Annotated in this window: 22 protein-coding genes and 1 tRNA gene; 10 read left to right on the top strand and 13 right to left on the bottom strand. The window is 42.9% G+C overall.

The window, feature by feature from the left end; genetic code table 11:
- Positions 1-28 precede the first annotated feature (28 nt).
- The 3 genes from ABD894_RS13255 to rlmF form a co-directional block, all read right to left on the bottom strand.
- The gene (locus ABD894_RS13255) at positions 29-2035 is read right to left on the bottom strand and encodes a TonB-dependent receptor plug domain-containing protein (protein ID WP_345211525.1); all 2007 of its coding nucleotides are present in this window, start codon (positions 2033-2035) and stop codon (positions 29-31) included.
- Positions 2036-2168: 133 nt separating this feature from the next.
- Positions 2169-2513, bottom strand: coding sequence for a winged helix-turn-helix domain-containing protein (locus ABD894_RS13250; RefSeq protein WP_345211524.1), 345 nt, complete (start codon positions 2511-2513; stop codon positions 2169-2171).
- 4 nt (positions 2514-2517) lie between these two features.
- On the bottom strand, positions 2518-3483 hold the full coding sequence (rlmF, locus tag ABD894_RS13245) for a 23S rRNA (adenine(1618)-N(6))-methyltransferase RlmF (RefSeq protein WP_345211523.1): 966 nt from the start codon (positions 3481-3483) through the stop codon (positions 2518-2520).
- 163 nt (positions 3484-3646) lie between these two features.
- Here rlmF and ABD894_RS13240 point away from each other — a divergent pair, with 163 nt between their 5' ends.
- Complete coding sequence (locus ABD894_RS13240; RefSeq protein ID WP_345211522.1) at positions 3647-4150, top strand: DUF6265 family protein; 504 nt, start codon at positions 3647-3649, stop codon at positions 4148-4150.
- A 101-nt stretch (positions 4151-4251) separates the two neighbouring features.
- The gene (locus ABD894_RS13235; protein ID WP_345211521.1) at positions 4252-4548 is read left to right on the top strand and encodes a vWA domain-containing protein; all 297 of its coding nucleotides are present in this window, start codon (positions 4252-4254) and stop codon (positions 4546-4548) included.
- 85 nt (positions 4549-4633) lie between these two features.
- Here ABD894_RS13235 and ABD894_RS13230 read toward each other — a convergent pair whose 3' ends face one another.
- The 5 genes from ABD894_RS13230 to ABD894_RS13210 form a co-directional block, all read right to left on the bottom strand.
- Positions 4634-4936, bottom strand: a complete 303-nt coding sequence (locus ABD894_RS13230) for a hypothetical protein (RefSeq protein WP_345211520.1) — start codon at positions 4934-4936, stop codon at positions 4634-4636.
- A 174-nt stretch (positions 4937-5110) separates the two neighbouring features.
- On the bottom strand, positions 5111-5578 hold the full coding sequence (locus tag ABD894_RS13225; protein WP_345211519.1) for a hypothetical protein: 468 nt from the start codon (positions 5576-5578) through the stop codon (positions 5111-5113).
- A 164-nt stretch (positions 5579-5742) separates the two neighbouring features.
- Positions 5743-6582: a hypothetical protein gene (locus tag ABD894_RS13220; RefSeq protein WP_345211518.1), complete on the bottom strand. Its 840-nt coding sequence runs from the start codon at positions 6580-6582 to the stop codon at positions 5743-5745.
- A 99-nt stretch (positions 6583-6681) separates the two neighbouring features.
- Complete coding sequence (locus ABD894_RS13215; protein WP_345211517.1) at positions 6682-7305, bottom strand: response regulator; 624 nt, start codon at positions 7303-7305, stop codon at positions 6682-6684.
- Between the two features lie 46 nt (positions 7306-7351).
- Positions 7352-9325: a tetratricopeptide repeat-containing sensor histidine kinase gene (locus ABD894_RS13210; protein ID WP_345211516.1), complete on the bottom strand. Its 1974-nt coding sequence runs from the start codon at positions 9323-9325 to the stop codon at positions 7352-7354.
- A gap of 394 nt (positions 9326-9719) precedes the next feature.
- Here ABD894_RS13210 and ABD894_RS13205 point away from each other — a divergent pair, with 394 nt between their 5' ends.
- The 4 genes from ABD894_RS13205 (at position 9720) to ABD894_RS13190 (ending at position 14386) form a co-directional block, all read left to right on the top strand.
- Positions 9720-12059, top strand: coding sequence for a TonB-dependent siderophore receptor (locus tag ABD894_RS13205; protein WP_345211515.1), 2340 nt, complete (start codon positions 9720-9722; stop codon positions 12057-12059).
- An 11-nt stretch (positions 12060-12070) separates the two neighbouring features.
- Positions 12071-13231, top strand: a complete 1161-nt coding sequence (locus ABD894_RS13200; RefSeq protein ID WP_345211514.1) for a PepSY-associated TM helix domain-containing protein — start codon at positions 12071-12073, stop codon at positions 13229-13231.
- A 120-nt stretch (positions 13232-13351) separates the two neighbouring features.
- A complete protein-coding gene (locus ABD894_RS13195; protein ID WP_345211513.1) occupies positions 13352-13795 on the top strand; it encodes a hypothetical protein in 444 nt (147 codons plus the stop codon).
- A gap of 135 nt (positions 13796-13930) precedes the next feature.
- Positions 13931-14386, top strand: coding sequence for a hypothetical protein (locus tag ABD894_RS13190; RefSeq protein ID WP_345211512.1), 456 nt, complete (start codon positions 13931-13933; stop codon positions 14384-14386).
- A 135-nt stretch (positions 14387-14521) separates the two neighbouring features.
- On the opposite strand, the gene ABD894_RS13185 is transcribed toward ABD894_RS13190, so the two are convergent.
- On the bottom strand, positions 14522-15457 hold the full coding sequence (locus ABD894_RS13185) for a 5'-nucleotidase (protein WP_345211511.1): 936 nt from the start codon (positions 15455-15457) through the stop codon (positions 14522-14524).
- Between the two features lie 269 nt (positions 15458-15726).
- On the opposite strand from ABD894_RS13185, the gene ABD894_RS13180 reads away from it, so the two are divergent.
- Together ABD894_RS13180 and ABD894_RS13175 are read left to right on the top strand one after the other, a co-directional pair.
- Entirely contained in the window at positions 15727-17361 is a 1635-nt protein-coding gene (locus tag ABD894_RS13180; RefSeq protein WP_345211510.1) for an ABC-F family ATP-binding cassette domain-containing protein, read from the top strand.
- Positions 17362-17658: 297 nt separating this feature from the next.
- Complete coding sequence (locus ABD894_RS13175; RefSeq protein WP_345211509.1) at positions 17659-18057, top strand: VOC family protein; 399 nt, start codon at positions 17659-17661, stop codon at positions 18055-18057.
- A 95-nt stretch (positions 18058-18152) separates the two neighbouring features.
- On the opposite strand, the gene ABD894_RS13170 is transcribed toward ABD894_RS13175, so the two are convergent.
- Together ABD894_RS13170 and metG are read right to left on the bottom strand one after the other, a co-directional pair.
- A tRNA-Arg gene (locus ABD894_RS13170) sits at positions 18153-18224 on the bottom strand.
- A gap of 103 nt (positions 18225-18327) precedes the next feature.
- Positions 18328-20400, bottom strand: coding sequence for a methionine--tRNA ligase (metG, locus tag ABD894_RS13165; protein ID WP_345211508.1), 2073 nt, complete (start codon positions 20398-20400; stop codon positions 18328-18330).
- A 41-nt stretch (positions 20401-20441) separates the two neighbouring features.
- Between metG and ABD894_RS13160 the strand changes: the two genes are divergently transcribed.
- Positions 20442-21347 carry a S66 peptidase family protein gene (locus ABD894_RS13160; RefSeq protein WP_345211507.1) on the top strand — a complete coding sequence of 302 codons (906 nt, stop codon included), beginning with the start codon at positions 20442-20444 and terminating at the stop codon, positions 21345-21347.
- Positions 21348-21390: 43 nt separating this feature from the next.
- On the top strand, positions 21391-21798 hold the full coding sequence (locus ABD894_RS13155) for a DoxX family protein (protein ID WP_345211506.1): 408 nt from the start codon (positions 21391-21393) through the stop codon (positions 21796-21798).
- Between the two features lie 104 nt (positions 21799-21902).
- Here the strand turns inward: ABD894_RS13155 and ABD894_RS13150 are convergent, their stop codons facing one another.
- Both ABD894_RS13150 and ABD894_RS13145 read right to left on the bottom strand, forming a co-directional pair.
- Complete coding sequence (locus ABD894_RS13150; RefSeq protein ID WP_345211505.1) at positions 21903-22793, bottom strand: BT_3987 domain-containing protein; 891 nt, start codon at positions 22791-22793, stop codon at positions 21903-21905.
- A gap of 18 nt (positions 22794-22811) precedes the next feature.
- Complete coding sequence (locus ABD894_RS13145) at positions 22812-24455, bottom strand: SusD/RagB family nutrient-binding outer membrane lipoprotein (RefSeq protein ID WP_345211504.1); 1644 nt, start codon at positions 24453-24455, stop codon at positions 22812-22814.
- Positions 24456-24458 lie beyond the last annotated feature (3 nt).

Raw genomic sequence — 24458 nt, 5'->3', positions numbered from 1 at the left:
TTAATATTCAAATACCGGTCAACTAAATTTAATAATTATAGATGATGTTGGCAAAGTAGTTTCTGCCCTGCTCAGGGTAACCTTCGGTAAGGGTATAATTACGATCGAACAGGTTATTAACACCGCCCTCCACCGCGAAACCTTTAAGCAAGGTTACATGCGCCTTTACATTGGTTAAGTAAAACGCTCCCGACGGTGTACCGTAGCTGGTGCTGTATCTTTTTGAATTGTACTCTTCAGATGCCAGTAAATACAATTTGGCAACAGGCGAATATTGTACCGAAGCGAACACCTTATGTTTAGGTACATCGGTAAAGTATACCTGCGGCGCCGATAAGTTATTACGCACAATTAGGGTGTAATTGGCATTAACACTTAAATTGTTCAGTATTGGGTAGCCTGCTGCAAATTCAGCACCGTAATACTCGGCCTTGCCTACATTTTGCACCTGTGCCAGGTTATTGTTAGTTACCGGGTCAACCGCTACATTGTTTACGGTTTGTATGCTGTTGTTGATCTTGCTGTAAAACCCTGAAGCCAGCAAGGTCAGTTTGCCGCCAATTAAGGAGCGATAGCTCAAATCATAATTAAGCGCGTCTTCCGCCTTCAGGTCAGGGTTTGGAATGGCAGTGCCCATGCGGTACGAATACCTGTCTTTAATGGTAGCGAAACGTGTTTTGCGCGCAACCGAAAAACTTAGCGCGTTACTACTGTTCAAATCGTACTGTATTAAACCCTGCACATTCCAGGCGCTGTTACTATTGGCAGGCAGTTCGGCAATGGCGTTGCTTACAAACTGCTGGGCTGCGGTGCTGCGTCTGTCGTTATAGTTTACACCTACGTTTACCTTCAAGGCCTGTGTTAATTGATAGGTATCTTCGGCACCAATGTAAAAGTTGTTATCGGCATTGCGGCGGGTTGGTTCGCCTACATTATGCTCGCGGTGTACATCCTGCTTGTACTGGCCCACAATACTGAAACTGTTGTTCCTGATATCGGTGTTTTCAAATATTACGCTGCTACCTAAAGTATAGTCGTCATAAATGCTTTTAAAAGCATAGGGCTTGCTAATGGTGGTGTAGGTAACATCATCATAACTATCAATTTCATTTTTAAACTGACTGTAATACCAGCGGGTTTTAATAGTGTTGGTTGCGTTAAGCTTATTGTTGCTTAACAGGTATAAACCTTGCGTATCCCAGTTTGGCCATTTCCAGTAACGCGGATTTTTAAATAAAGAGTGTTGGGTATTATCGCCGGCATAAACCGGTGTACCTTTCTTGCCACGGTGGTAACTGTAACCAATAGCGTACTCCTGCGAGGCCGTCGGTGTAAAACCTACCTTTCCGCTCAGGTCGATATCGTTGCTGTAAGAATTATCGCGATGACCGCCGTCCTCATTTTTAACCGGCACAAACGACGATGATAGCGGGAAATAATTACGTTTTAACTGCGAGGCCGAAACCTGGTAATAAAACTTGCCCTGGCTACCGCCGATATTGGTATTTAACCGGTAGCCACCGTTAAGGTAACCTGCAACAGCATTCAGTTCAAAAGGCTTCACCGGCTTACGGCTCACCAGGTTGATAGCACCGCCCTCGGCATTGGGGCCAAATAGTACCGATGAGTAACCCTTGGCCACGCTGATCTCGGATAGATTAAAAGTATTGTACCTTGCCAAATCTACATAGCCATCGTAAGGCACATACAACGGCACACCATCAACGTATACCGGCACCTGGCGGATATCAAACCCGCGCACATTAATGGCCGATTCGTTACGAGCGCCGACAGCCATCAGCGTAATGCCGGGCAACAGGTTGAGCGCGTGCGATACATCATACCTGTTGTACTGATTAAGGGTACCCGCGCTTAGTTTGTTTGATTGCAGGCTATCCTTAGCACCAATAATGTTTACCTGCCCTAATTGAAATACGTGCTTGCCTGTATCTGCCAGCTGTGCATAAGTTTTTAAGCTGGTTAAAAACAATGCAAACAATAAAATAAGTGATTTTAAGAGTAGATTTTTATTCATGTAGATGATATTTTAGCGTTATATTTTTAAAAACATAACGCTAAAATATATAAAACCCATAAACGCTGTGCTTCACAGCGCCAAAAAACACATAAAAAAGACAATCGTGTTTTAAAAACAGCCAAAAAGGAAGTTAAAAAGAAAAGCTGCCGCTGTTTTCCCGGAGAAATAAGTTGAATTTTTGTTGCAGATGATGAAATTGCTGGATCAGCTTTTGACCTTCAGCAGTGATTACGGCACTGCCGCCACCCTTTCCACCTCGTTGCGATATAATAACAGGCGATTCGAAATGCGAGTTGATATGGTTTACCAGGTCCCAGGCTTGTTTGTACGACATTTTCATTTGCAAGGCAGCCTGCCTTATCGAACCCGAAGCCTGTATACGCTCCATCAGCTCAACACGGCCATGGCCAAGCATCTTTTCGCCATCCACATCTATCCATATCCGGCCGTTTAGTGTAAACGCTGCCTGTTTCATACAGTTATTTTTGCTGCCAGTGATCTTTACGCCATGCGGCCTGTTCTTCGGGGGACAAAAACGTCCATGCTACTACACGGCTTACCTTTTGGCCCTGTGCCATGTTAATGGTTTTTACCTCCGCTACCTTTTGCCATTCCAGCGTTTTGTAAATATGCGGCAGGTTATCCTTTTTTGATACCAGCGTGGTAAACCAAAAACATCTTTTGGCAACCTGCGCGCTTTGCTCAATCATTTTGGTGATAAAGCCTGCTTCGCCGCCGGTGTACCAAAGCTCGTTCTTTTTACCGCCAAAGTTAAGCGCAGTTTTTTGTTCGCGGTTAAGGTTTTCCCATTTTTTAATGGTACCGGCTTGCGCCTCTTTTAGCGAAGCGTGGAATGGCGGGTTGCAAATAGTAAGGTCGAACGTTTCGCCGGGTAATATTATGCCGGGAAATATATTGTTCTTATTGGCTTGCACGCGCAGCTCTATCAGCGGTTTAATCCGCGGATTTTGCGACACGATATTCTTGGCCGAATTAACCGCCAGCTGATCAACATCTGATCCTGTGAACTGCCAGCCATAAGCGCTGTTGCCAATAAGCGGGTAAATGCAGTTAGCGCCCGAGCCAATATCAAGCACCTTTACCTTGCTGCCTTTAGGTATCAGCCCTTCATTGCTATCGGCAAGCAGGTCGGCCATGTAATGCAGGTAATCTGCCCGGCCCGGTATTGGCGGACATAAGTAACCGGCAGGCAACGACCAAAAGTCGATAGCGTAATGTGCTTTAAGCAAGGCCTTGTTCAGCATCACCACCGCTTCCGCATCGCCAAAATCTATCGATTCTATACCATCAGGATTCGGCTTTACAAACTCCCGCAGTTCGGGCAAGGCTTTAATAAGCTTTGCAAAGTTGTACTGCCCGCGGTGCAGGTTACGTGGGTGCAGATTCTCTTTTTGCGGAGGTGGCGGCGTGGCGCTTTTAGACATTTAAATGAGCGTTAAATAAAAAGCGAAGTTACGGATAGTGGCATGATATAAAAAGCGCTATATTTTGCTGCCATCCGCATAAGCAGTAATAACCAGCGTTTTGCTAATCATTTAGCGGTAAATTAAATGATTATGTATATTTATCCATTATAAATCACCTTTTATGAAAAACCTGCGCACCTTACTCTTATTGGTATTATTCAGCGGCCTTTTACCTGCCGCTTATGCTCAAACACCGGCCAAAGGCTCATTTGCCGACATCGCATTTATACAAGGCCACTGGAAAGCCACCACCGCCGAAGGGCAACAAATAGAAGGTTGCTGGATGCCGCCCGAAACCGACAATATTGTAGGCTTTATGCGCATGATGCGTGGCGGCAAGCTGGATATTTATGAAATACTGGCTTACGAGCAAACCGAACAAGGCCTGGTATCCATGGTGAAACATTTTAAACCGGGGCTGAACGGACTGGAGGATAAGGACAAGCAAGACCGTTACATTTTTGTAGAAGCCAGCAAGGACAAGGCTATCTTTCAAAAAGAGGGCGGCGACCTGCGCATCCTCTACGAAAAACGCTCAGCCAACCAATTCGTAATAGCCCGCGGCAACCCGCAAGATGGTAAGTATGTATTTGTTGATCTGTTTGTGTTTAACAGGGTGAAGTAAAGCATTACGGCTTCCATAATCCGCCCGGCAAAAAACAGCACGCACTACATTTCTGTAAATCAACCGATTATTGTTTATATTTAAAACATAAACCTTAAGCCATGCAGAAACCAACAGCAACCCTGAGTTTTGAAATTATCCGTTTTTTGAGCGAACAAACCGAGGTGGTCGATCTGCTAAACGCGAGAGACAACGACCCAAACGTGATAAGCGTGGAGTTGAGGAGCGCGTTCTACAAAAAGCATCCTACCACTCCCGGCTTATCCTCCTACCGCATCGATCTCGTCTACACCACAAAGTATCCCGCCGAAAACAACAAAGGCGACCTGTACATTATAGTAGAAGTTGCACAAGGTGAACCGGCAAAGTTTGAGGTGCTTAGTATTAATCCGTATTAGAGGGGTATATATACGCCCACACGCCACAGGCGTGGGGCCGGGGCGTGTGGGCGTATGGAGATTAAGAAGTTAAACTATCTATATATTAATCTTCAAAAATCAAGCTTTTTCCACTGCCTTTTTTTGTTAACTTAAAAATCCCTTCACCTTTTTTCTTGAAAATTGTGTCGCCAACTTCGATACTATACTTAAAGTCAATTGGACCCGACAAGAAATAAGATACATTATTTACGGTTATAGTTGGAGTTCCTTTATTTTGAGAGTATTCGACTTTTTGTATTATTCCTTGGAAACTTAAGTCCAAATTTTGTCGATGATATATCTTACCTAAAATCAAAAAGATAAGCACAACTACTGCAATCGCAAAAATCAAATAAACTGATTTCATAATTAAAATTTTAAATAAGCATGTGTAAGTTCACTATTGCCATATCCCGCGGAAGCCTCCGCCCCTGCTGGCGCACGCCTATGGCGTGTGTTTAAACATCTTTTCAGCCCACTTGAGCATTGATAAAATCAATTCAATATAGCACACGCCACAGGCGTGTGCCAGCCAATAGATTTAATTATATTTATAAAGCCTAAATGTCGCCCCATCTATAACAAGATAAAGATATCGACCATCGTAAAATAAGTTATATTCAACTTTTGATCTCTTTTTATTTTTTGAATTAAGGACGCCGTTTATTGTTATAGAAATTAAAGTATCCGACAAGACTTGGAAATATTTTTTATCTGCATTAAACATATCAGATAAATAAAAAGTTGAAGGAACACTTTTTAACGAATAACTTGGCGAACTAATTTTATCAAAAAAAAATTGAATATCTTTCTCACTAAAAAAAATTGTCTTTTTTGAATATTGGTTCAATTTTATTTTTGAATATGCAGCCTCTTCATCATGCAAATGATCTTTAACTTTCCAATAGCCATATAACTTGTCTTTTTCAAAATGTGATACTGACTGTTGGGCAAATAATTGGTTCGAAATAATTAAAAATAACGCTGTATATACCAATTTAACTTTCATAAAATTATTTTTTCCATTAATGATCTATAGTTTAATTAGCCAATTCCTCAATACTGCACTCCCAAAGCTCAGGAGGCTAAATTACTAAAAAGCAAACACCTGCAAATTTTCATCTACAGGCGTTTGGATTATTTTTTCACCGGGTTAACATCATCCCAACCCTATCAAAACTTCTTCAGCACCTTTATGCCATAGGTTACCACCGATGGCCGGTCGTCCATTTTTACATCACCAATCAGGCGTTCGGGTTTTAAGGTTGTTGATGATGTACCCAGGCTAAACACCCTTACTTCCGGAGTTATGCTGAACTTTGAGGTTTCGAACCCCAACGTGCCTACGGCGAAATATAGCGTGGCTATCTTTTCGTTCCACCCTTTGCTGTAATTAAAATCGGGCACAAGTGGTTGCGATACCACGCCTTTGCCATTGTTACTGATATATAGGTATTGAGCGCCTACGGCTGTTGAGAGTACGGTCATCCGCAATTTGGGTGAAAGAAAAAACACCCATTGAGCCCTGATATACGCGGAGGCCCCAACCGTAATCCCTCCCGAAGAGATCTGGTTGTTATCGTCGCTCAACCAGTCGGCAGTTGTTTTTGCGGAGGGGTTAAAGAGCACATCGGCGCCAAAATCAAAATCTACAAAATTGTATATAGGTGAGTAAGTACTGCCCAAATAATTGCCGTGGTAATCATAGTTACCTACAAAAATACCGTCGCGCAGCTGGGGTGTGCCGAATATCGATTTCTTTTCGATACCGATGGCCAGCAGCGTACGGCCAACATCATGACTAAAGCCATCGGCCGAATTATAAAAGGGCACGCCTAAAGCAGGCGGGGTTTGGTCGTACTTCCAATGGGTGGTTTGGATAGACTGAAAAATGCCTGCGCCTATATACCAGCCTTTACGTTCCTTTACGGCTTGCAGTGCCTGTTCTTTAGTTTGGGCTATACCCAGCAGCGGGAGTGCAACCAATAGCAGAATAGATTTGATGCGTTTCATATTCGGATAGTTTTGAATGATTAATACCCAAAGCTACCCTGCACCGGGGAGGTGCCAAATAGAACAAAAGTTACATTTTACCGAAACCGGTTTACCAGCTTAACCCTGCTTACCGAATACTTTATTAACAGCTTCGGTGCGGTTTTGTACATGCAGTTTTTCGTAGATATGATGGATGTGCTGCCTTATGGTACCTGTGCTGATAAACAGTTGTGCCGCTATTTCTTTATATAAAAAACCTTTGGCCAACAGGCCCAATACCTCTACCTCACGTGCCGAAAGTTTATTTTGCTCCTCAGATGCCCTGAACGAGTTAACCACCTTACGGGCTATAGACGCGCTCATGGGCGAGCCGCCGTCATAAAGTTCTTTCAATGCTTCGGTTATCTTTTCGGGGGCCGCGTTTTTTAGCAAATAGCCGCTTGCACCTGCCGAAAGTGCTTCAAAAACCTGGTCGCTATCTTCATATATGGTAAATACCATAAACTGGATGGCGCTGCCTGCCGCCCGTAGTTTGCGGATACAATCCAACCCGGTACCGTCGGGCAGTGAAATATCCATAATGGCCAATTGCGGTGGTTCGGCAAGTAAGCCGCGGCAGGCATCGCCGGCATTATCATAAACGCTGAGGCAGCTGAAATTACGGGTTTGGTTAATGATAAACCTTACACCCTCCCGTATTTCGGGAATGTCTTCCACAATACTTACCGTAATTTTTTCCATACTGTAAAGTTCATAAGTTTTGTACAAACTTATTATATAACAAAAGTTATACAGGTAAAGGCACCACAAAACGGATACAGGTACCCTGCTCATGTGAAACCTCTATCCGGCCGCCCAATTGTTCCATTCGCTTGCGCATGTTTTTCATGCCGTTCCCTATACGTGGTTTTACTTCGTTACTTATGCCCTTACCATTATCGCGTACCATAATTTCGAGATCGCCATTGTTTGAAAGCGTTATTTGCACGCCCGACGCTTCCGCGTGTTTGATCACATTATGCAAAGCCTCCTTTACGGCGAGGTAAATATTGCGCCTGAACTCGCGGTTCAATGGTGTTGCGCCTTTTGTTTCATTTATGGTGATGTTGTATTCCAACCCGGCGTTTTCCAACATCTCGGCACTGGTAGATCTGATATAGGCGATCAGGCTGTCGAGCGTGTCCTCCTCGTCGTTCATGGTCCATATTACCTCGTTCATTTTTTTGATGAGGTCTTCGGCGGTTGCACCTATTTTGTCTGCCATATCGTTCTGTGTGCCCATGGCTCTGCTCAAAAAAAGCATACGGGTAAGTCCTGCACCCATGTCATCATGCATTTCCCGGCTTATGCGGCGGCGCTCTTGTTGCTCCCCTTCTATCACGGCTTTTAAGCGCTCACTTTCCTGCTCAGCTTTTAATACCTGTAATGCCTTTTGGTTCAGGTTTTGTTTTTGCCGGTAATACCGGTAGCCCAGCACAACCAGCATCACCAATAATGCGATCCCCGCAGTTGCCGCAATTAGCCATTGGCGCTGACGCTGGGCTTCGCGCTCTTTTTTTGCCAGCAACAGGTTCTTTTCCAGTACCTCCTTTTGCTTTTTTGCCAAGCCGTATTTTGTTTCAAGTTCCTGGATGTTTTTAAGCAGCGGGGCATTCAGCAATATATTACTTACGGAATCGTACTGACTGCGATAAGCCTGCGAATGATCTGCCTTACCCAGGGCGATCTGCACGTCGGACATGAGCAGCAGCATTTGGCTCAATACCTCCTTTTGATCATGCTGCTTTGCAAAGCGAATCCCACTTGTCAATCGCGTTTCAGCTTCGCGGTATTGCTTTTGCCAAAACAGGCCCATACAAATCCCGCTGAGGGAATAAGCCTGTCCCGACACATCGCCAATAGCCTCTGCCAGCGGCAGCGCCTGCCTGAAGAAACCTATATAACGCCCCGGCTGCTTCAGCTGAAGATAGGCATCGGCAATGCCGATGAGCGCTGTTTCCTGGTAGTTATTATCATTGATGCTAAGCGCTAACAGATGCGCCCGTTGCAGGTAATTTATTGATTCGGTGATTTTACCGCCATCTTTCAACGCGTTGCCTATATTAATGCAGGCGGCAGTGGTGGCATAAGGGTCATTGTTCTTTTCGGCATATTTTAAGGCGAGGCGCGCGTAAAAGAGGGCCTTATCCGTTTGCTTGATACTGCGGTACAAGCCGCAAAGGTTACCATAAGCGAACGACAGATTTTGTATACTGCCTCCGGCTTCAATTAACGGCAATGCCTGCAAGTAATAACTAATGGCCCGGGCATAATCCTCTTTATATTGATAAACAGCCCCGGTATTCATCAATGCTTTTACCAGTTCTTGTTTCAGGCCTTCCTTACGGGATATTTCAACCGCGCGCAGGTTTAGCTGTAAAGATTCATCAAACCGCCCCTGCACGTTTAACACCGCCGTGTAGTTACTGATATAGCGAAGGGTGCCGAAGGAGTAATGCAATTGCCTGCTCAACTGATCGCACAGTTTGTAATAATAAACTGCCGAATCGGGCCGGTTACTTTCATATTGCTGCCCAAGGGTAATGAGCATCCGGGCTTTCAGCGTATCATCGGGCATTTTGCTGAGCACACGCTTGAGGCTGTCCTTATTTAAGCCAACCTGCATCTGCGCGTTCGCCGCTAAGCTAACCGTAAGCAAAGCAGCCATAGAGATGGCTCCACGGAGAATCTTAATGATAGTGATAACGTTTCTTAATCCCATTAATTAGTTGGCAATCAATGTCAAAACAAAGCGTAGCTGAAATAATAACTAATATAAGGTTGTTTGCGGATTGTTAGGGTTATTGGGGTTGATTTTTTACGGGTCTTTGTGTTATGCCCCTCCGGGCTTGAGCCGGCACGCATAGTTCCTTCTTTTCAAGAGCCCAAAAGCAGGTATATTTTCATATCCCATGTTTTAAAAAATCTTCACAAAAATTTACACACTTCAACAGGAAACCTCTTTTAAACTATATTATTTTTAATTAATCTAAATAAGATTAGTGAATCTTTATTATTTTCACCAAGATTTTTAGCGCTGCGGATGCCCGTCGATAACTGACCACGAGAACCCTCCGGCACATCAGCAGCATATGTACACCTTATTATTAATTTTTATGAAAAAAGCCTTACTTCATTTACATGTTCTCAGTTGTTTCATCATTATTGTTTTAATAAATAGCGGCACTGCCTATGCCCAATCTGCCACGGGTAATATCAATGGTATTATTACCACTAACGATAATATGCCCGCTGCCGGGGTTACCGTTAAAGTAACCGGTACTTCAAAAAATGCGGTTGCCGACGAAAAGGGAATCTTCCAGATAAAAAATTTAAAAGCCGGTAATTACGAACTCAGTATTTCTTTGGTAGGTTACGAAACACAGGTTGAAAAAGTAACCGTTGAAGACGGTAAAACCATTAATGTTAGCATTGAGCTTAAGGTATCGCAAAAAAGCCTGCAAGAGGTTGAGGTATCTTACAAGCGTAACCGGGTTACCAACAAAAGCAGCGATTATATTGCCCGTATGCCCATCACCAACCTGCAAAATGCGCAGGCATATAACGTGGTTGATAAAGAGATCATCAAACAGCAGGTGATCGTTACCCTTACCGACGCTTTCCGTAACGCGCCGGGTGTAACGCCAGCCCTGTACCCGAGCGGTGGTATCGGTGTGCTATCAAGAGGCTTTGCTACCGGGATTGATGCCCGTAATGGCTTACAGTCAACCACCGGGCGTTCAAGTGCCGATGTGGCCAATATTGAACGTATAGAGTTTATAAAAGGTCCGTCGGGCACCTTGTTTGGTGGTGGCATATCATCATTTGGCGGGGTGGTTAACCTGGTGACCAAAAAGCCTTTCGAAAAATTCCAGGGAAGTGTTGATATGTCAATAGGCAGTTTTGGCCTTGGCCGCGTTACTGCCGATGTGAATACGCCGCTTAATGCCGATAAAACCCTGTTGTTCCGTATTAACACAGCTGTACAAAGGCAGGATAGCTATAACGAGCGTGGGTTTTATAACAGCTCGCTGGTAGCGCCAAGTTTATTGTACAAAGCTAACGACCGCCTTTCGGTATTGTTCGATGCCGAATTGTATTCGGTTAACTCTATCAGGCCTACTTATGTAACCATTGCGCCAGGCTCGGGCATCAAATCATTTGCCGACCTTCCGCTCGATTATAAGAAATCGTTACTGGATAACGATCTGGATGCCAAAACCAACGCTACCAAGTTTTTTGTAGATGTTAAATATAAGCTGAACGACAACTGGACATCGAGCAGCAACATCGCTTACGTAAACGAGCAAACCGAACGCAGTTACCAGGATTACCCTACATGGATCAGCCGTGATAGTGTAACTATTGATGTTTCAAAATACGGCCCGGTGAGTAACACCTATACCAATGTGCAGCAAAACTTTACCGGCAAGTTTAACACAGGCAGCCTAAAACACACCTTTTTAGCAGGTGCCAATTATACCCAATATACCGGCCGTGGCATGAGCGGCGGTACCGATGTGTTCCGTGCTATTGATATCCGCAATTTTACCGGGAAGGTGAACAGGATACAGGTGGATAGCGCGCTTAGCGCTGACAAGGTACTTAACTGGGGCCGTTCAAATACCAGCACTTACGGCGCTTATGCTTCAGATGTGATCAACCTGAGCGATCGTTTGTTTGCCATGCTGAGCTTAAGGTATGAGTATATTGACGATAAATCAACTGGGCCATGGGCCACGCCGTATACCCAAAGTTCGTTGTCGCCTAAGCTGGGTTTGGTATACCAGGTGGTTAAAGAGCAAGTATCGCTGTTTGCCAACTATATGAATGGTTATCAAAACAGCCCGCCAACTACGCAGCCCGATGGCTCGCAGCTTACCATAAAGCCTATTTATGCCAACCAGTATGAGGGCGGTATTAAAGCCGAACTGTTTGATAAAAAGATTAACACCACGTTAAGCTATTACCACATCGCTATTGATAATGCCGTGCGGTACGATCAGCGTTTCTTCGCGTTTCAGGATGGCGAACAGGTGAGCAAGGGTTTGGAGTGGGATTTCTCAGCCAATCCAACCGATGGTTTAACCGTGATTTTAGGCTATGGCTACAATAAAAATACTATTATCGATGCCGAAGGGTTGGCAGGTAACCAAGTATCAAACTCGCCTAAAAACATTGCCAACTACTGGGTTAATTACCAGTTTAAACATGGCGCCTTAAAAAACTTTGGTTTGGGCGCGGGCGGTAACTACATAGGCAAAGCTTATTTTGATGATGCCAATACGCTTTTATTGCCATCGTACCACTTAGTTAATGCCACTGCTTTTTATGAAAATACAAGCTGGCGCCTGGGCTTAAAGCTGAACAATATCGGCAACGAAAAAAGCTGGGGATACTGGGGCGCGCCAAACCCAACCCGTAATGTTGTAGTCAACTTTACTGTTAAATTTTAGTCAACCGCGCTGTGACGGCTAAAAAGATTTTTGGAAAAATACACCTCTGGTTCGGGCTCGGGTCCGGACTGGTGGTGTTTATTTTGGGTATCACCGGTTGTATACTGGCTTTTGAGTACGAGTTAAAAGACCTTATTTATAAAGACCGCTACTATACCGAAGCCGCTGCCCAAAAGCGCTTGCCGCTGCAAACGCTGCTCGATAACGCTCGCCGCGTTTTAGGCAAAGAGCAAATTATGTCGGGCATTACGGTATATGAGGCTGCTGACCGCACGGTGATGGTATCAAGCTACGAGGAAACCAAAGGCGGCTGGAATTATTTCAGCGCGGGCTCATTCTATACTGTATTCCTCGACCCGTATACAGGGCATGTAAAAAAGGTGGAAAACTCCAAAATGGAGTTCTTCAGGGTGGTGCTGATGCTGCATTATGATTTGCTGATGGAAGATATTGGCAAACAGATCATCGGCCTGGCAACGCTTATTTTTATTGTATTGCTGATAACCGGCCTGGTGCTTTGGTGGCCTAAGAATAAGGCGGCCGCCAAACAACGTTTTGCCTTTAAATGGAAGGCTACCACCCAATGGAAACGTAAAAACTACGATCTGCATAACATCCTCGGTTTTTATTCGCTCATTCTTGGGTTAATTATTGCTTTAACCGGTTTAGTTTGGGCCTATAACTGGTTTGATGAGGGTATGCAATGGGTAGTTAACGGAGGGTTCAGCACGCCGGCAGAAAAACAATACCTGTCAGATTCAACCGCTACAAAAAAAGCCGGGTTGTACGATGCTATTTTGAACGATATGCGCCGCAGTGCACCTAATGAGCAGTATTATCTGGGCATGCCCGAAAAAGCGTCGATGGCCATCTATGGCTACAGCCAGTCGGAATCGGGTACTAATGGCTACAAGTGGACCACCTTTAACTATGATCAGCAAACAGGCAAAAAACTGTCAATGGTGTTATACAACGAAAAGCCCTCGGGCGAACAGTTGCGCAACATGAACTATTATATCCACACCGGAGCCATAATAGGTTTAGCGGGCAAAATACTCGCCTTTATAGTAAGCTTTATATGCGCCGGCCTGCCCGTCAGCGGTTTCTACATTTGGTGGGGCCGTAATAAAAAAACGAAGAAGGCGGGTAAGATTTCGTTAAAGAAGGCTTAACTATTAGTATTTATGCGTGCGCCAGATTGGGCCGCTTACTGTTATATCGATGTTTTTCAAACTCACGATTGTTAAATCGAACTTTCTGTTTATATAGCTATATTTAAAAGCAAAAAGCAGATGCAACAACGCTTTACAGACGAAAATAAACTCATGTCTGACTTTTTTGGCGAAGTATGGGTTCATTGCAGCACCTGTAACAAAAAAGCCATAGCTACGGTAAGTTTTGAAACCCAAACGGCAAGCTTGCATTGTACCCAATGCGGCTTATATAAAAGAATATCGACAGAAATTACCTTATTAGGCAGTAAAGGGCACTGGCAATTACCGGCCAACAGGTATTTTGATGCCGAGCTTTGGTTGATGATGCCCTTTAAAGCCGAGGTGTTCTTCGCGTACAACGGGCAGCATCTGGCATACCTGGAAAAATACATTTCGGCCACACTACGCGAGCATAAAGACCGTACGCATTTTACCCTTTTAGAAAAACTGCCCAAGTTTTACCACGAGGCAAAAAACAGAAAGGGGCTTTTAAAAATTATAGAGAAGCTGAGCAAGAAATAATGATAAGCCATAGGCTCGATTTAAGATGATATGCAAGGTGGACAAGACAACCTGCTACCGCAAGAGTCCCGCTTGCGGTAGCGTTGGGGTAGCCTCATCATTATGAAAAGATTTATGGATATTTAAATAGTTAATATGAAAAAAGCTCTTCTGTTATTCTTCTTTTTATTAAATATCAACTTGTCATTTGGGCAAATTAATAGCCAAGAAGATCCGGCTGCGAAAATGCTAAAGGAGTTTTATACTGCCTACAACGTAACATGGTCAACTACTAAAAACGACAATGTTTTAATACAGGATATTGATTCTTTAAGAAAAAAATACTGCACTATTGAATTATATAATAAACTAAAAAAAGACTTTAGCATATATGGACTGGATCGCGATCTTTTAATTAAAGATGAGTATACCAATGTGCAATACATTAAAACCTTAAAAGTTACAAAAAGCACAGCCAATAATGCCATTTATATCGTTTCTTATATTGATTCAACACTCAGTCCGTCATATAAACCAATTAAAAAAAATGTTGTATTAAATGTTATGGTAGTTAAGGAAGGGCTCAAATATAGAATAGCATCAGTTAAGTAGAATCCAAAACATTACCACAAGCGGGACGCTTGCGGGAGCGTTGGGGATATATCTTATTTTGTGCAAATTCGATAACCATAGCTGTTATCATCCCTGCCACAGCCGCAAGCGTCGGGGCTTCATGAGAAGCCAGTATTACAACTTTGTTACAGTATTAATAATGCCAAAAGGAATATGAACAAGTGGAAGATTTAACTTTACATCTAAATGAGTCAGTTGATCATCTAAAAAAAGGTGAGGTTTTAAAACCGACAGAACTCTACTTTTCTCTATTCCACCCATAAGAAACATGTCGTCAACTGTAACATCCCATTTTTTTAATGTATTGATTGCCCTTTCATGAGATGGAGCATTACGGGCCGTAACAATAGATGTCCGTAAAATTTTCTTATATGTATTATCCTTATCAAATTTCTTACTTTCAAGCTTTTGAAAATATCCCAATTTTTTAAAAAAATCAGCCAATGGACCAGAATTATGTGGCTGAAGGATATTTTTTGTTTCGAATTCATGAAATTGTTCAAGATCATTTGTTTTTTGATAAACAGTCTCGGCTTGATCGTCTGCAATCACACCATCAAAGTCAAAGGCAACCCTCAATTCCAAATCTTCTTCATCATCTTCAATTTTCGTTTTAAGGATTATCCCTGCTGGATAACCAGCTTCAATTGATAGATTAGCATCATTTTTATTAGTAGTTAAAAATAACGAGATATTGTAAGCGGGTATATAATTATATGGAGATATACCTGATAAGAATGCTGCTCTACTAATATTAAGATTGTAGTGTTTAATTGAGTTAAAAATCCGAATACCAGTTTCAGGACTATTTTTAGAAAGCAACACCACTTCTACTGGTTGTTCAGAAGTGTAAACATTGTTAATATTAAGAAACCTTTTTATAAATGGGAAGGCAACTCCCTTTTTAAGCATTTTCGCTTTGTTGGCTATTTGGTACTCACGATACTTTTTGACACCCTGCTCTTCGAAGATTTTATCTTCTATTTCAAGGTCAAAAAGCGCATTAGATGAAACACCAACGACAAGTTTTTTTTCAATTGGGTAAGGCATTTTATTATGTTAAATAAGATTTAGTTATAGAATGGTCAATATAATGAATATCAGAATATTATTAGTTATTCTGTATTCAGACTGATACTAATAATTATCAATAATGGTATTATTCAGCCTTCGGTCGGCATTATCACCGCACCGCCTCCAAAAAGGCACAATCACAAAAATTTCCGAAACTACAAAAACGGTCTGCGACCGCCTCTTCACATTCCCTCCATAATTCTGTGTCTTTCACTTATCTTTGCGCAAATTCAATATTTCATACTGTGATTAATGTCAATAACATTTCCGTTTCATTTGGCGGAACCACCTTATTCAGTGACGTAACCTTCTCTATAAACGAGAACGACAAGATAGCCCTGATGGGCAAAAACGGCGCAGGCAAGTCGACCATCCTCAAGATTATTGCCGGTGCGGCCAAACCTACTACCGGTAACGTAACCGGTCCGAAGGAAGCTGTAATTGCCTATTTGCCACAGCATTTGCTCACGCATGATAACGTTACCGTTTTTGAGGAAACGATGAAAGCGTTTGACGAGGCCAACCAGATGAAAAAAGATTTGGATGAGGTTAATGAGCAACTAAATACCCGTACCGATTACGACAGCGATGATTACATGAAACTGATCGAAAGGGTATCTGAACTGAGCGAAAAGTTTTATTCGCAGGAAGAGGTTAATTATGATGCCGAGATAGAAAAGGTATTGAAAGGCTTAGGTTTCGATCGTAAAGACTTTACCCGCCAAACTTCAGAGTTTTCGGGCGGTTGGCGCATGCGGATCGAACTGGCCAAGATCCTTTTAAAAAAACCGGACCTGATCTTACTGGATGAGCCTACCAACCACATGGATATCGACAGTATACAATGGCTGGAAGACTTCCTGATCAACTCGGCAAAGGCGGTTATGGTGATCTCTCACGACCGTACTTTTGTAGACAATATTACCAACCGTACCATCGAGGTTACCATGGGCCGCATATATGATTATAAAGCCAAATACACCCACTATTTGCAATTACGCGCCGACCGCAGGGTACACCAGCTAAAGGCCTACGAGGAACAACAACGTTTTATTGCCGACAACCAGGAATTTATAGACCGGTTCAGAGGCACCTACTCCAAAACCTTGCAGGTGCAATCGCGCGTGAAGATGCTCGAAAAGCTTGAGGTGATTGAGATTGATGAAGTGGACACATCGGCCTTACGGTTGAAGTTCCCACCGTCGCCACGTTCAGGCCAGTACCCGGTAATGGTTGAGGAGCTAACGAAAACCTATGGCGATCATGTAGTGTTTGAGAAAGCGGCGATGGTGATTGAGCGTGGTGAAAAAGTGGCTTTTGTTGGGAAAAATGGTGAAGGCAAATCAACCATGATCAAAGCCATTATGGGGGAGATAGATTTTGAAGGAAGTTTAAAAGTAGGTCACAATGCCAAGATCGGGTACTTTGCCCAAAACCAGGCGGCCTTGTTGGATGAAAATTTAACGGTATTTGAAACCATTGACCAGATCCCCCTAAGTGATAACACCATAAAGATAAAAGACCTGTTGGGCGCATTCATGTTCAGCGGCGATGATACCACCAAAAAGGTTAAGGTGCTTTCCGGCGGTGAGAAAACACGCCTGGCCATGATCAAGCTCCTATTGGAACCCGTAAACGTATTGATACTGGATGAGCCAACAAACCATTTGGATATGAAAACCAAAGATATCATCAAAGATGCCCTGAAAGATTTTGACGGCACGCTGATCCTGGTATCGCACGACCGGGATTTCCTGGACGGACTGGTAAAAAAAGTATTCGAGTTTGGTAACAAACGCGTCCGCGAACATTTTGAGGATATTAAAGGATTTTTAGCCTACAAAAAGATGGACAGCTTAAAGCAGATTGAGCAGAGATAAATGAATAACTGAATAACAATCAAATCCTGCCTACGATCGGTGTTATCACTGCGTCGTTCTTAAATAAAAAGCCTTTAAATGTTCAATTAAAGGCTTTTTATTTTAATGCTAACCTTTACAATATCGAACTCCTTTAGGACTGATTTGTGTTGTTCGCAAGTATGCAGTATAATTGATCCGGTGCTTTGATTATCCAACTATTTTATCGGTACATAATATAATGCAGTGCCTGTTGACATACTGCTGTCATACCGCCTCATTTATATTTGTAATAACAATGTTTTTAACGATAAGATAATGAATTTGACATCACTAAGAATCATCACTGATGATATCAAGCAATTAGTTCAATTTTTTGAAAAAGTCACAGATTTGCCTGCTAATTGGTATACTGAAGACTTTGCGGAAATAGTTACACCGGGCGGAACTTTGGCGTTAGGGAGAACGCGAACAATGAGTTTATTTGGCCAGGATATTACACAAACAGCCAGTAATAAAAGCGTGATCATCGAATTCCGCGTTAAGAATGTTGACGATGATTATGAGCGGATAAAAGATCTGGCGGCCATCATCGTACAAAAACCAACAACAATGCCCTGGGGCAATCGTTCGCTATTATTTCGCGATCCGGACGGTAATTTAATCAACTTCTTCACACCAGTCACTCCTGAAGCCATTAGCAAATTCGATCGGTAATAGCCTGTTCAGAAGGGATAAAAATTCATCAGCCAAAAAAGCCTCCAGATTTTCATCCAAAGGCTTTTTGACTTTTTAATTTTGAATTTCAAGAGTGGTCCCGACGAGAATCGAACTCATATCTAGAGTTTAGGAAACTCCTATTCTATCCGTTGAACTACGGGACCATTTTGCTTTACGCAAATTTTTGATGTGCAAATGTGCAAATTATAGGCTGAATTATAAAATTGAATTTACATCTGCCCGTTCGCACACTTGCATGCTACCATATTAGCGCACTACTGATCCGTTGTGCATGTGATCTACAGGGGATACAAAGCTTAGTTTGCCTTCGCCATTCTCGGCCATCAATATCATGCCTTGCGACAGGATACCCTTTATTTCCCTTGGCTCCAGATTTACCAATATGCTCACCTGCTGGCCAATAATGGCTTCAGGCTCATAATATTCGGCAATTCCCGATACCACGGTACGCTGATCAATCCCGGTATCGATAGTCAGCTTTAGCAGTTTCTTTGTTTTGGCAACTTTTTCGGCGGCCAGTATGGTACCTGTGCGTATATCTAAGCCGGTAAATTGCTCAAAGGTGATGTTCTCCTTTGCCGGGGCAACGGTAGCTTCTTCAACAGCGGCAACGGCTTGCTTTTTGGCTTGCAGCTTTTGCAACTGTTTTTCAATTACATCGTCCTCAATTTTTTCAAACAGCAATGCCGCCGGATTAAGTTGATGTCCGTTTACAAATGCAACCTCTTCATCAAACGCTACAACATCGGCAGGCCAGTTCAGCATAGCTAATATCTTTTTGGCTGTAGTTGGCAAATACGGTTGCAAGCAGGCGGCTAAATGCCCAATCAGCACCAATGAATTATGCAATGCTTCTTTAGCCTCATCCGGATTGGTTTTGATGGTTTTCCACGGCTCTTTTTCGGTAAGGTAACGATTGCCCAAACGGGCAATATCCATTACAGCTGCCAGTCCCTGCCTAAACTTGTAGGTTTCAAGGCTACGCTCCAGCTCATCATAATACCCGCCAATTTCGTTATGCAACTTCTCGTCGGTAAGGGTAAGGTGTGGCTTATCCGTTTCAATAATACCGCCATAAAATTTATGCATCAGTATCATTACCCGGTTCACGTAGTTGCCTAAAATGGCCACCAGTTCATTGTTAACACGTGCCTGGTAATCTTTCCAGGTGAATTCACTGTCGCTGGTTTCGGGCAGTATAGAGGTAAGCACGTAGCGCAGTTCATCCTGCTTACCCGGAAACTCTTCAAGGTATTCGTGCAGCCAAACAGCATGGTTACGTGAGGTTGATAGTTTATCGCCCTCTAAATTTAAAAACTCGTTTGCCGGTACGTTCTGCGGCAGCACATATTCGCCATGGGCATGCAATACCGATGGAAAAATGATGCAATGGAAAACGATATTATCCTTACCGATGAAGTGCAGCAGGCAGGTATCATCTTCGGCATTGGCCTGTTTTTTCCAGTACAGTTGCCAGTCTTTACCCTTATCTATCGCCCATTGCTTAGTGGCAGATATATAACCGATAGGCGCATCGAGCCATACGTACAGCTTCTTGCCCTTAGCTTCGGCTAATGGCACATCTATACCCCAATCAAGGTCGCGTGTCATAGAGCGCGGCTGAAGGCCCGATTTCAGCCACGATTTACACTGGCCGAATACATTCACCTTCCAGCTTCCCTCCTTTTCGTCGATCCACTGCTCCAGCCACGGCTGATACTTATCTAATGGCAGGTACCAGTGTTTCGTTGGCTTCAATATGGGCGTTTTGCCGCTCAGGGTGGATACCGGATTGATCAGATCCGTAGGACTCAACGAAGTTCCACATTTTTCGCACTGATCGCCATAAGCATTTTCATTGTGGCAATTAGGACAGGTACCAATAATGTAGCGGTCGGCCAAAAACTGCTGGTAATCTTCGTCGAAATATTGTTCCGAGTATTTCTCTACAAATTCACCTTTCTCATACAGGTTCAAAAAGAATTCCTGCGAAAGGTCGTGGTGTATGGCTGATGAAGTACGGTGATATATATCGAACGATATGCCGAACTGCTCAAAGCTGTCTTTTATCTGGTTGTGGTATTTATCAATGATGGCCTGCGGGGTAGTGCCTTCCTTTTTCGCCTTTATGGTGATAGCGGCGCCGTGCTCGTCAGATCCGCAGATGTACACCACGTCTTTTTTCTTGAGGCGCAGGTAACGCACAAATATATCGGCCGGGATATATGCGCCCGCCAAATGGCCAATATGAAGCGGCCCGTTAGCATACGGCAAAGCCGATGTAATAGTATATCTTTTAAAATTGTTAAGTTGTGACATTAATTTGCGGCGTTATTAATAATTTGCAAAGATAATTCAATATGAGCATAACTCCTCCATATCTTAAAAAAGGTGACAAGATAGCGATCACCTGCCCTGCAAAAAAGTTACCCATCCCCATGACGGATGCCATCAACCTGCTGCAATCATGGGGCTTAAAGGTAGTTTTGGGCAATACTGTTGAGGCCTCTTTTCACCAGTTTGCCGGCGACGATAAACTGCGCGCGCAAGATTTGCAGCGCTTTGTTGATGACGACAGCGTTAAGGCCATCATAGCTGCCCGCGGAGGGTACGGCACCATCCGTATTATCGACGATATTAATTTTGACAATCTGGCTGATAACCCGAAATGGATAGTGGGCTTTAGCGATATTACCATTTTACACGCCCACCTGTATAGCAATTACCGGCTTAAAAGCATCCACGGGCAAATGCCTATCAATATCCCCGACGCCTCTTCTGCCTCCATTATAACGCTCCATAAGGTTTTATTTGGCGAAGAACTAAGCTATGAATTTACCTCGCATGGCATCAACCGCAGCGGCAATGCCTCCGGCGAACTGATCGGTGGCAATTTGAGTTTGCTGGTAGCCATATTAAATTCCCCTTCCGATTTTGATTATAGCGGTAAGATCCTCTTTATTGAAGATGTAGGCGAATACTTTTATTCGGTCGACCGCCTCATCCGCGCGCTTAAACGTGCCGGTAAGCTTAAAAACCTGGCCGGGCTGATCGTAGGTGGCTTTACCGATATTAAGGATAATGATATCCCCTTCGGTTTTACCGTGGCCGAAATTGTAATGGAGGTTGTATCAGCGTACAATTATCCTGTCTGTTTTGATTTCCCCGCAGGGCACATCGCCAACAATTACAGTATTATATTGGGTGCCGAATTAAGCCTTTCGGTAGCTGGCCAACAAGTTAGCGCCAAATACGTTAATAAGTAATTGCAGTTAACACACTGATTCATCCATCTTAAATAAAACAATTATGGCTTTATTAAGCGGCTTAGGCAATTACAAAAATTTCGGCTTATTGGTACTCCGTGCAGGCCTTGGCGCACTCATGATCTATCATGGCTACCCTAAACTAATTGGCGGCCCCGAAATGTGGGGGCAACTTGGTGCTTCAACCAAATATTTAGGGTTTAGCTTTTTGCCAACAGTATGGGGCTTATTGGCAGCTTTAACCGAAACAGTTGGCGGTTTACTTTTCCTGATCGGTTTCGCGTTCAGGCCCGTATCTATTTTGCTGCTCATTAACATGATATTCGCCTCGGCTATGCACCTTGGCAATGGCGATGGTATGCAAGGTGCGGCACACGCTATTGAGCTGGCATTTGTATTTGCCGGTATGATATTTATTGGCCCGGGTAAGTATAGTGTTGATAAGAGATAAGTTGAATAGTTTTATTGATGCGACATTCGCTATAAAATACGTTGATATAAAAAAAAGCCGTCCAAATTTGGACGGCTTTTTTTTATAGATCATTTTTTAACTTATTATCTCGGACCAGAATACACTAAAGTATCTGTTGCTGCCCTGTTGCCAGGACCGGTACCCCAGTAGAAAGACAAGTAAAACGTCTTAGTAGCCGGATCGTAACGGTTATCGTAGCTTGGAAGGTTAGTTAAAGCAGGGTTAACTGATGACATAGTAACTTTGTTAGTTGCTTTATTCACCGTAATAGTTAAACCGTCAATACCACCAACGTTACTACCGTCTGCCCAGTTTTGCGGGAAAGTAACAGAGTTAACGCCTGTAGTAGATAAGCTTCTCCTGATATCTTTAAAGTTACCGCTCAAAACATTATCACCGGCACGTAAAATGTAACCTTTAGCAAGGTAAATGCCATCATATTCGTTTTTGGCGTTTACACCAAAAATGATAGTGCCGTAGTTGGCACTAATATTACCCAGTGTAGTTGATTTTATTGCCAATGGAATAGCATATCCCTGGCTAAGGTCGAAGTTCTTGTCTACTTTAACAGTCATGTTTACAGTAGCTTTACGATCGCCCTTTTTTATAACTACAGAGCTCGGCATTGTATAAAGGTTTGTTGCCAATGGCGCAAGTTTACTATCGTGATCAACATTGTATGCATCAAGTGCTTTTGCATCAAGGCCTATTTCTACAGTAATATCACTTGGTGCCGGATCTCCACCTGTGTAATTTACATCAAACGACGTAGTGTGTGAAGCATCTTGTATATCGTATGCTCTTGCATATAATGTATAACCACCTCCTGTACCTGCCGGCACATCTAATATAGTTGACCATTGCAGGGTCGCCGGTGATTTATCCGCATCAAGATTTACATTTTTATCTTTTAAACATGATGTCAAACCTAACAGGCCTGCCGACATCACTAATAAATATATTTTCTTTTTCATGATATTTTTAATTTAATATTAATTGGCATCCCAAAAAATACGTGATGTAAACTGGCTCACACCGGTTGGCGCATTACCTGCGTTAACAGCATACTCGCTTTGCGGATACAATACCCTTACAGGTAATTTATCAGCACGCGGTGAGGTTGATTGAAGAGAAACAATTGAACTAACATCATTACCGTCAGCTGTAGGGTTTGATTTAGGGAAACCTGTTCTTCTAAATTCAGCCCAGGCCTCGTTTGATGTAATGAAGTTTAATGCTATCCATTTTTGAGTAATGATGGCTTCCAATCTTTCTTCATCAGAAGTTGCTGATGTAATATCAGCTAAATAACCGTTACCGTCAGTTCTTGATGCATTATCAGCAGCGTATGAATCAACATACCCACCAGCGCCAAAAATATCGCCATCTGTTTCTGTTGGTGTACCAGAAGCATTTTTGTAAAGGTATTTAATTGATTGCCCTATACCGTTATGAAACGCTAAATTAACAGCCGAGGTACCGCCTGAAAGCAAGCCAATAAGGTTCGCTTCTGCTTGTAAAAAATATCCTTCGGCAGCTAACATTAATGGGAAAGGAGCATTAGGGCCTTTTAATATACCTACAATGGTAGACTCATCTGTTTGTGGTATATACCAGTTTGAACCAGTTGGTGAAGTAGCAGCGTCAGACCCGGTGTAACCTAATTGGTTAAAATTTGTACCTGTTCTGTATGTTGCACCATACCTGTAGTTATCCTCTAACACATCGCCTGCATAAAATGCTCGTGCATACCAAGTTGGCACGTTTGAGCTTTGCGTTGCATTACCGGCAGCATCATATGCATAAGTTTGGAAAGCCGGATTTTGTTTACCATCTTGTTTAGCATAGCCTGGTTGTACCAATACATCATCAGTAAGAAAGTCAGCAGCGCCTAAAGAGGCTAAAGATGCTTTACCGGCATTATATGTAGATGCCAATGAACCTACTTTTTGAATGCGAATTAATAAACGCAGTTTTAAAGTATTTGCAAACTTTTTCCATCCGGTTAAAGTATAGCCATCGCCTGATAAACCTGTGATATCAATAGATCCATTAGTTCCTCTTGCTAAAGAAACTGTGGTTTTTTTATCGTTTGGTAAATTGATACTTACAATAGCGTCATCAATTTGTTTAATGAGGTCTTTGTAAATATCTTCAGCTTTGTCATACTTTGGTGTAAGGTTTTCTAACCCTTTAGCTGATTCAGTATACGGCACATCGCCATAAACATCAACTAAACGTTGAAAAGCAAATACACGCATAATTTTAGCTACCGCGTTAAAGTTTTTGTAAATACCTGTTGGTGCAGAGTTGTTAATAACATACTGAAAATCATTAATGTTATTATAGCTCTGTGACCATAAACCAGTATTATCACTTGTAGTGTAGTTATACGTTAATACCGCACCGAAACCACCGAAACCACCGGCATTGGCCTGGAAACCACCAGTCCAGGCACCGTATGAGTTAAAGGTAACCGAAGTAGAAGCCGTAGCGGCTAAAGCTTGCGGCAATACCAGGTCAACACCTACAGCTACCGGATTGTTCGGGTTTGTTTGGTTGACGTCCAAAAACTTATTACATGAGGTTGATGTTATAAGCAACCCGCATAATATACTATATAATATCTTTTTCATTAT

This window comes from Mucilaginibacter gynuensis (assembly GCF_039541195.1).
GTDB lineage: Bacteria > Bacteroidota > Bacteroidia > Sphingobacteriales > Sphingobacteriaceae > Mucilaginibacter > Mucilaginibacter gynuensis.
Note: the sequence above shows the minus strand (reverse complement) of the source record. Positions and strands in the feature narration are given on the sequence as shown.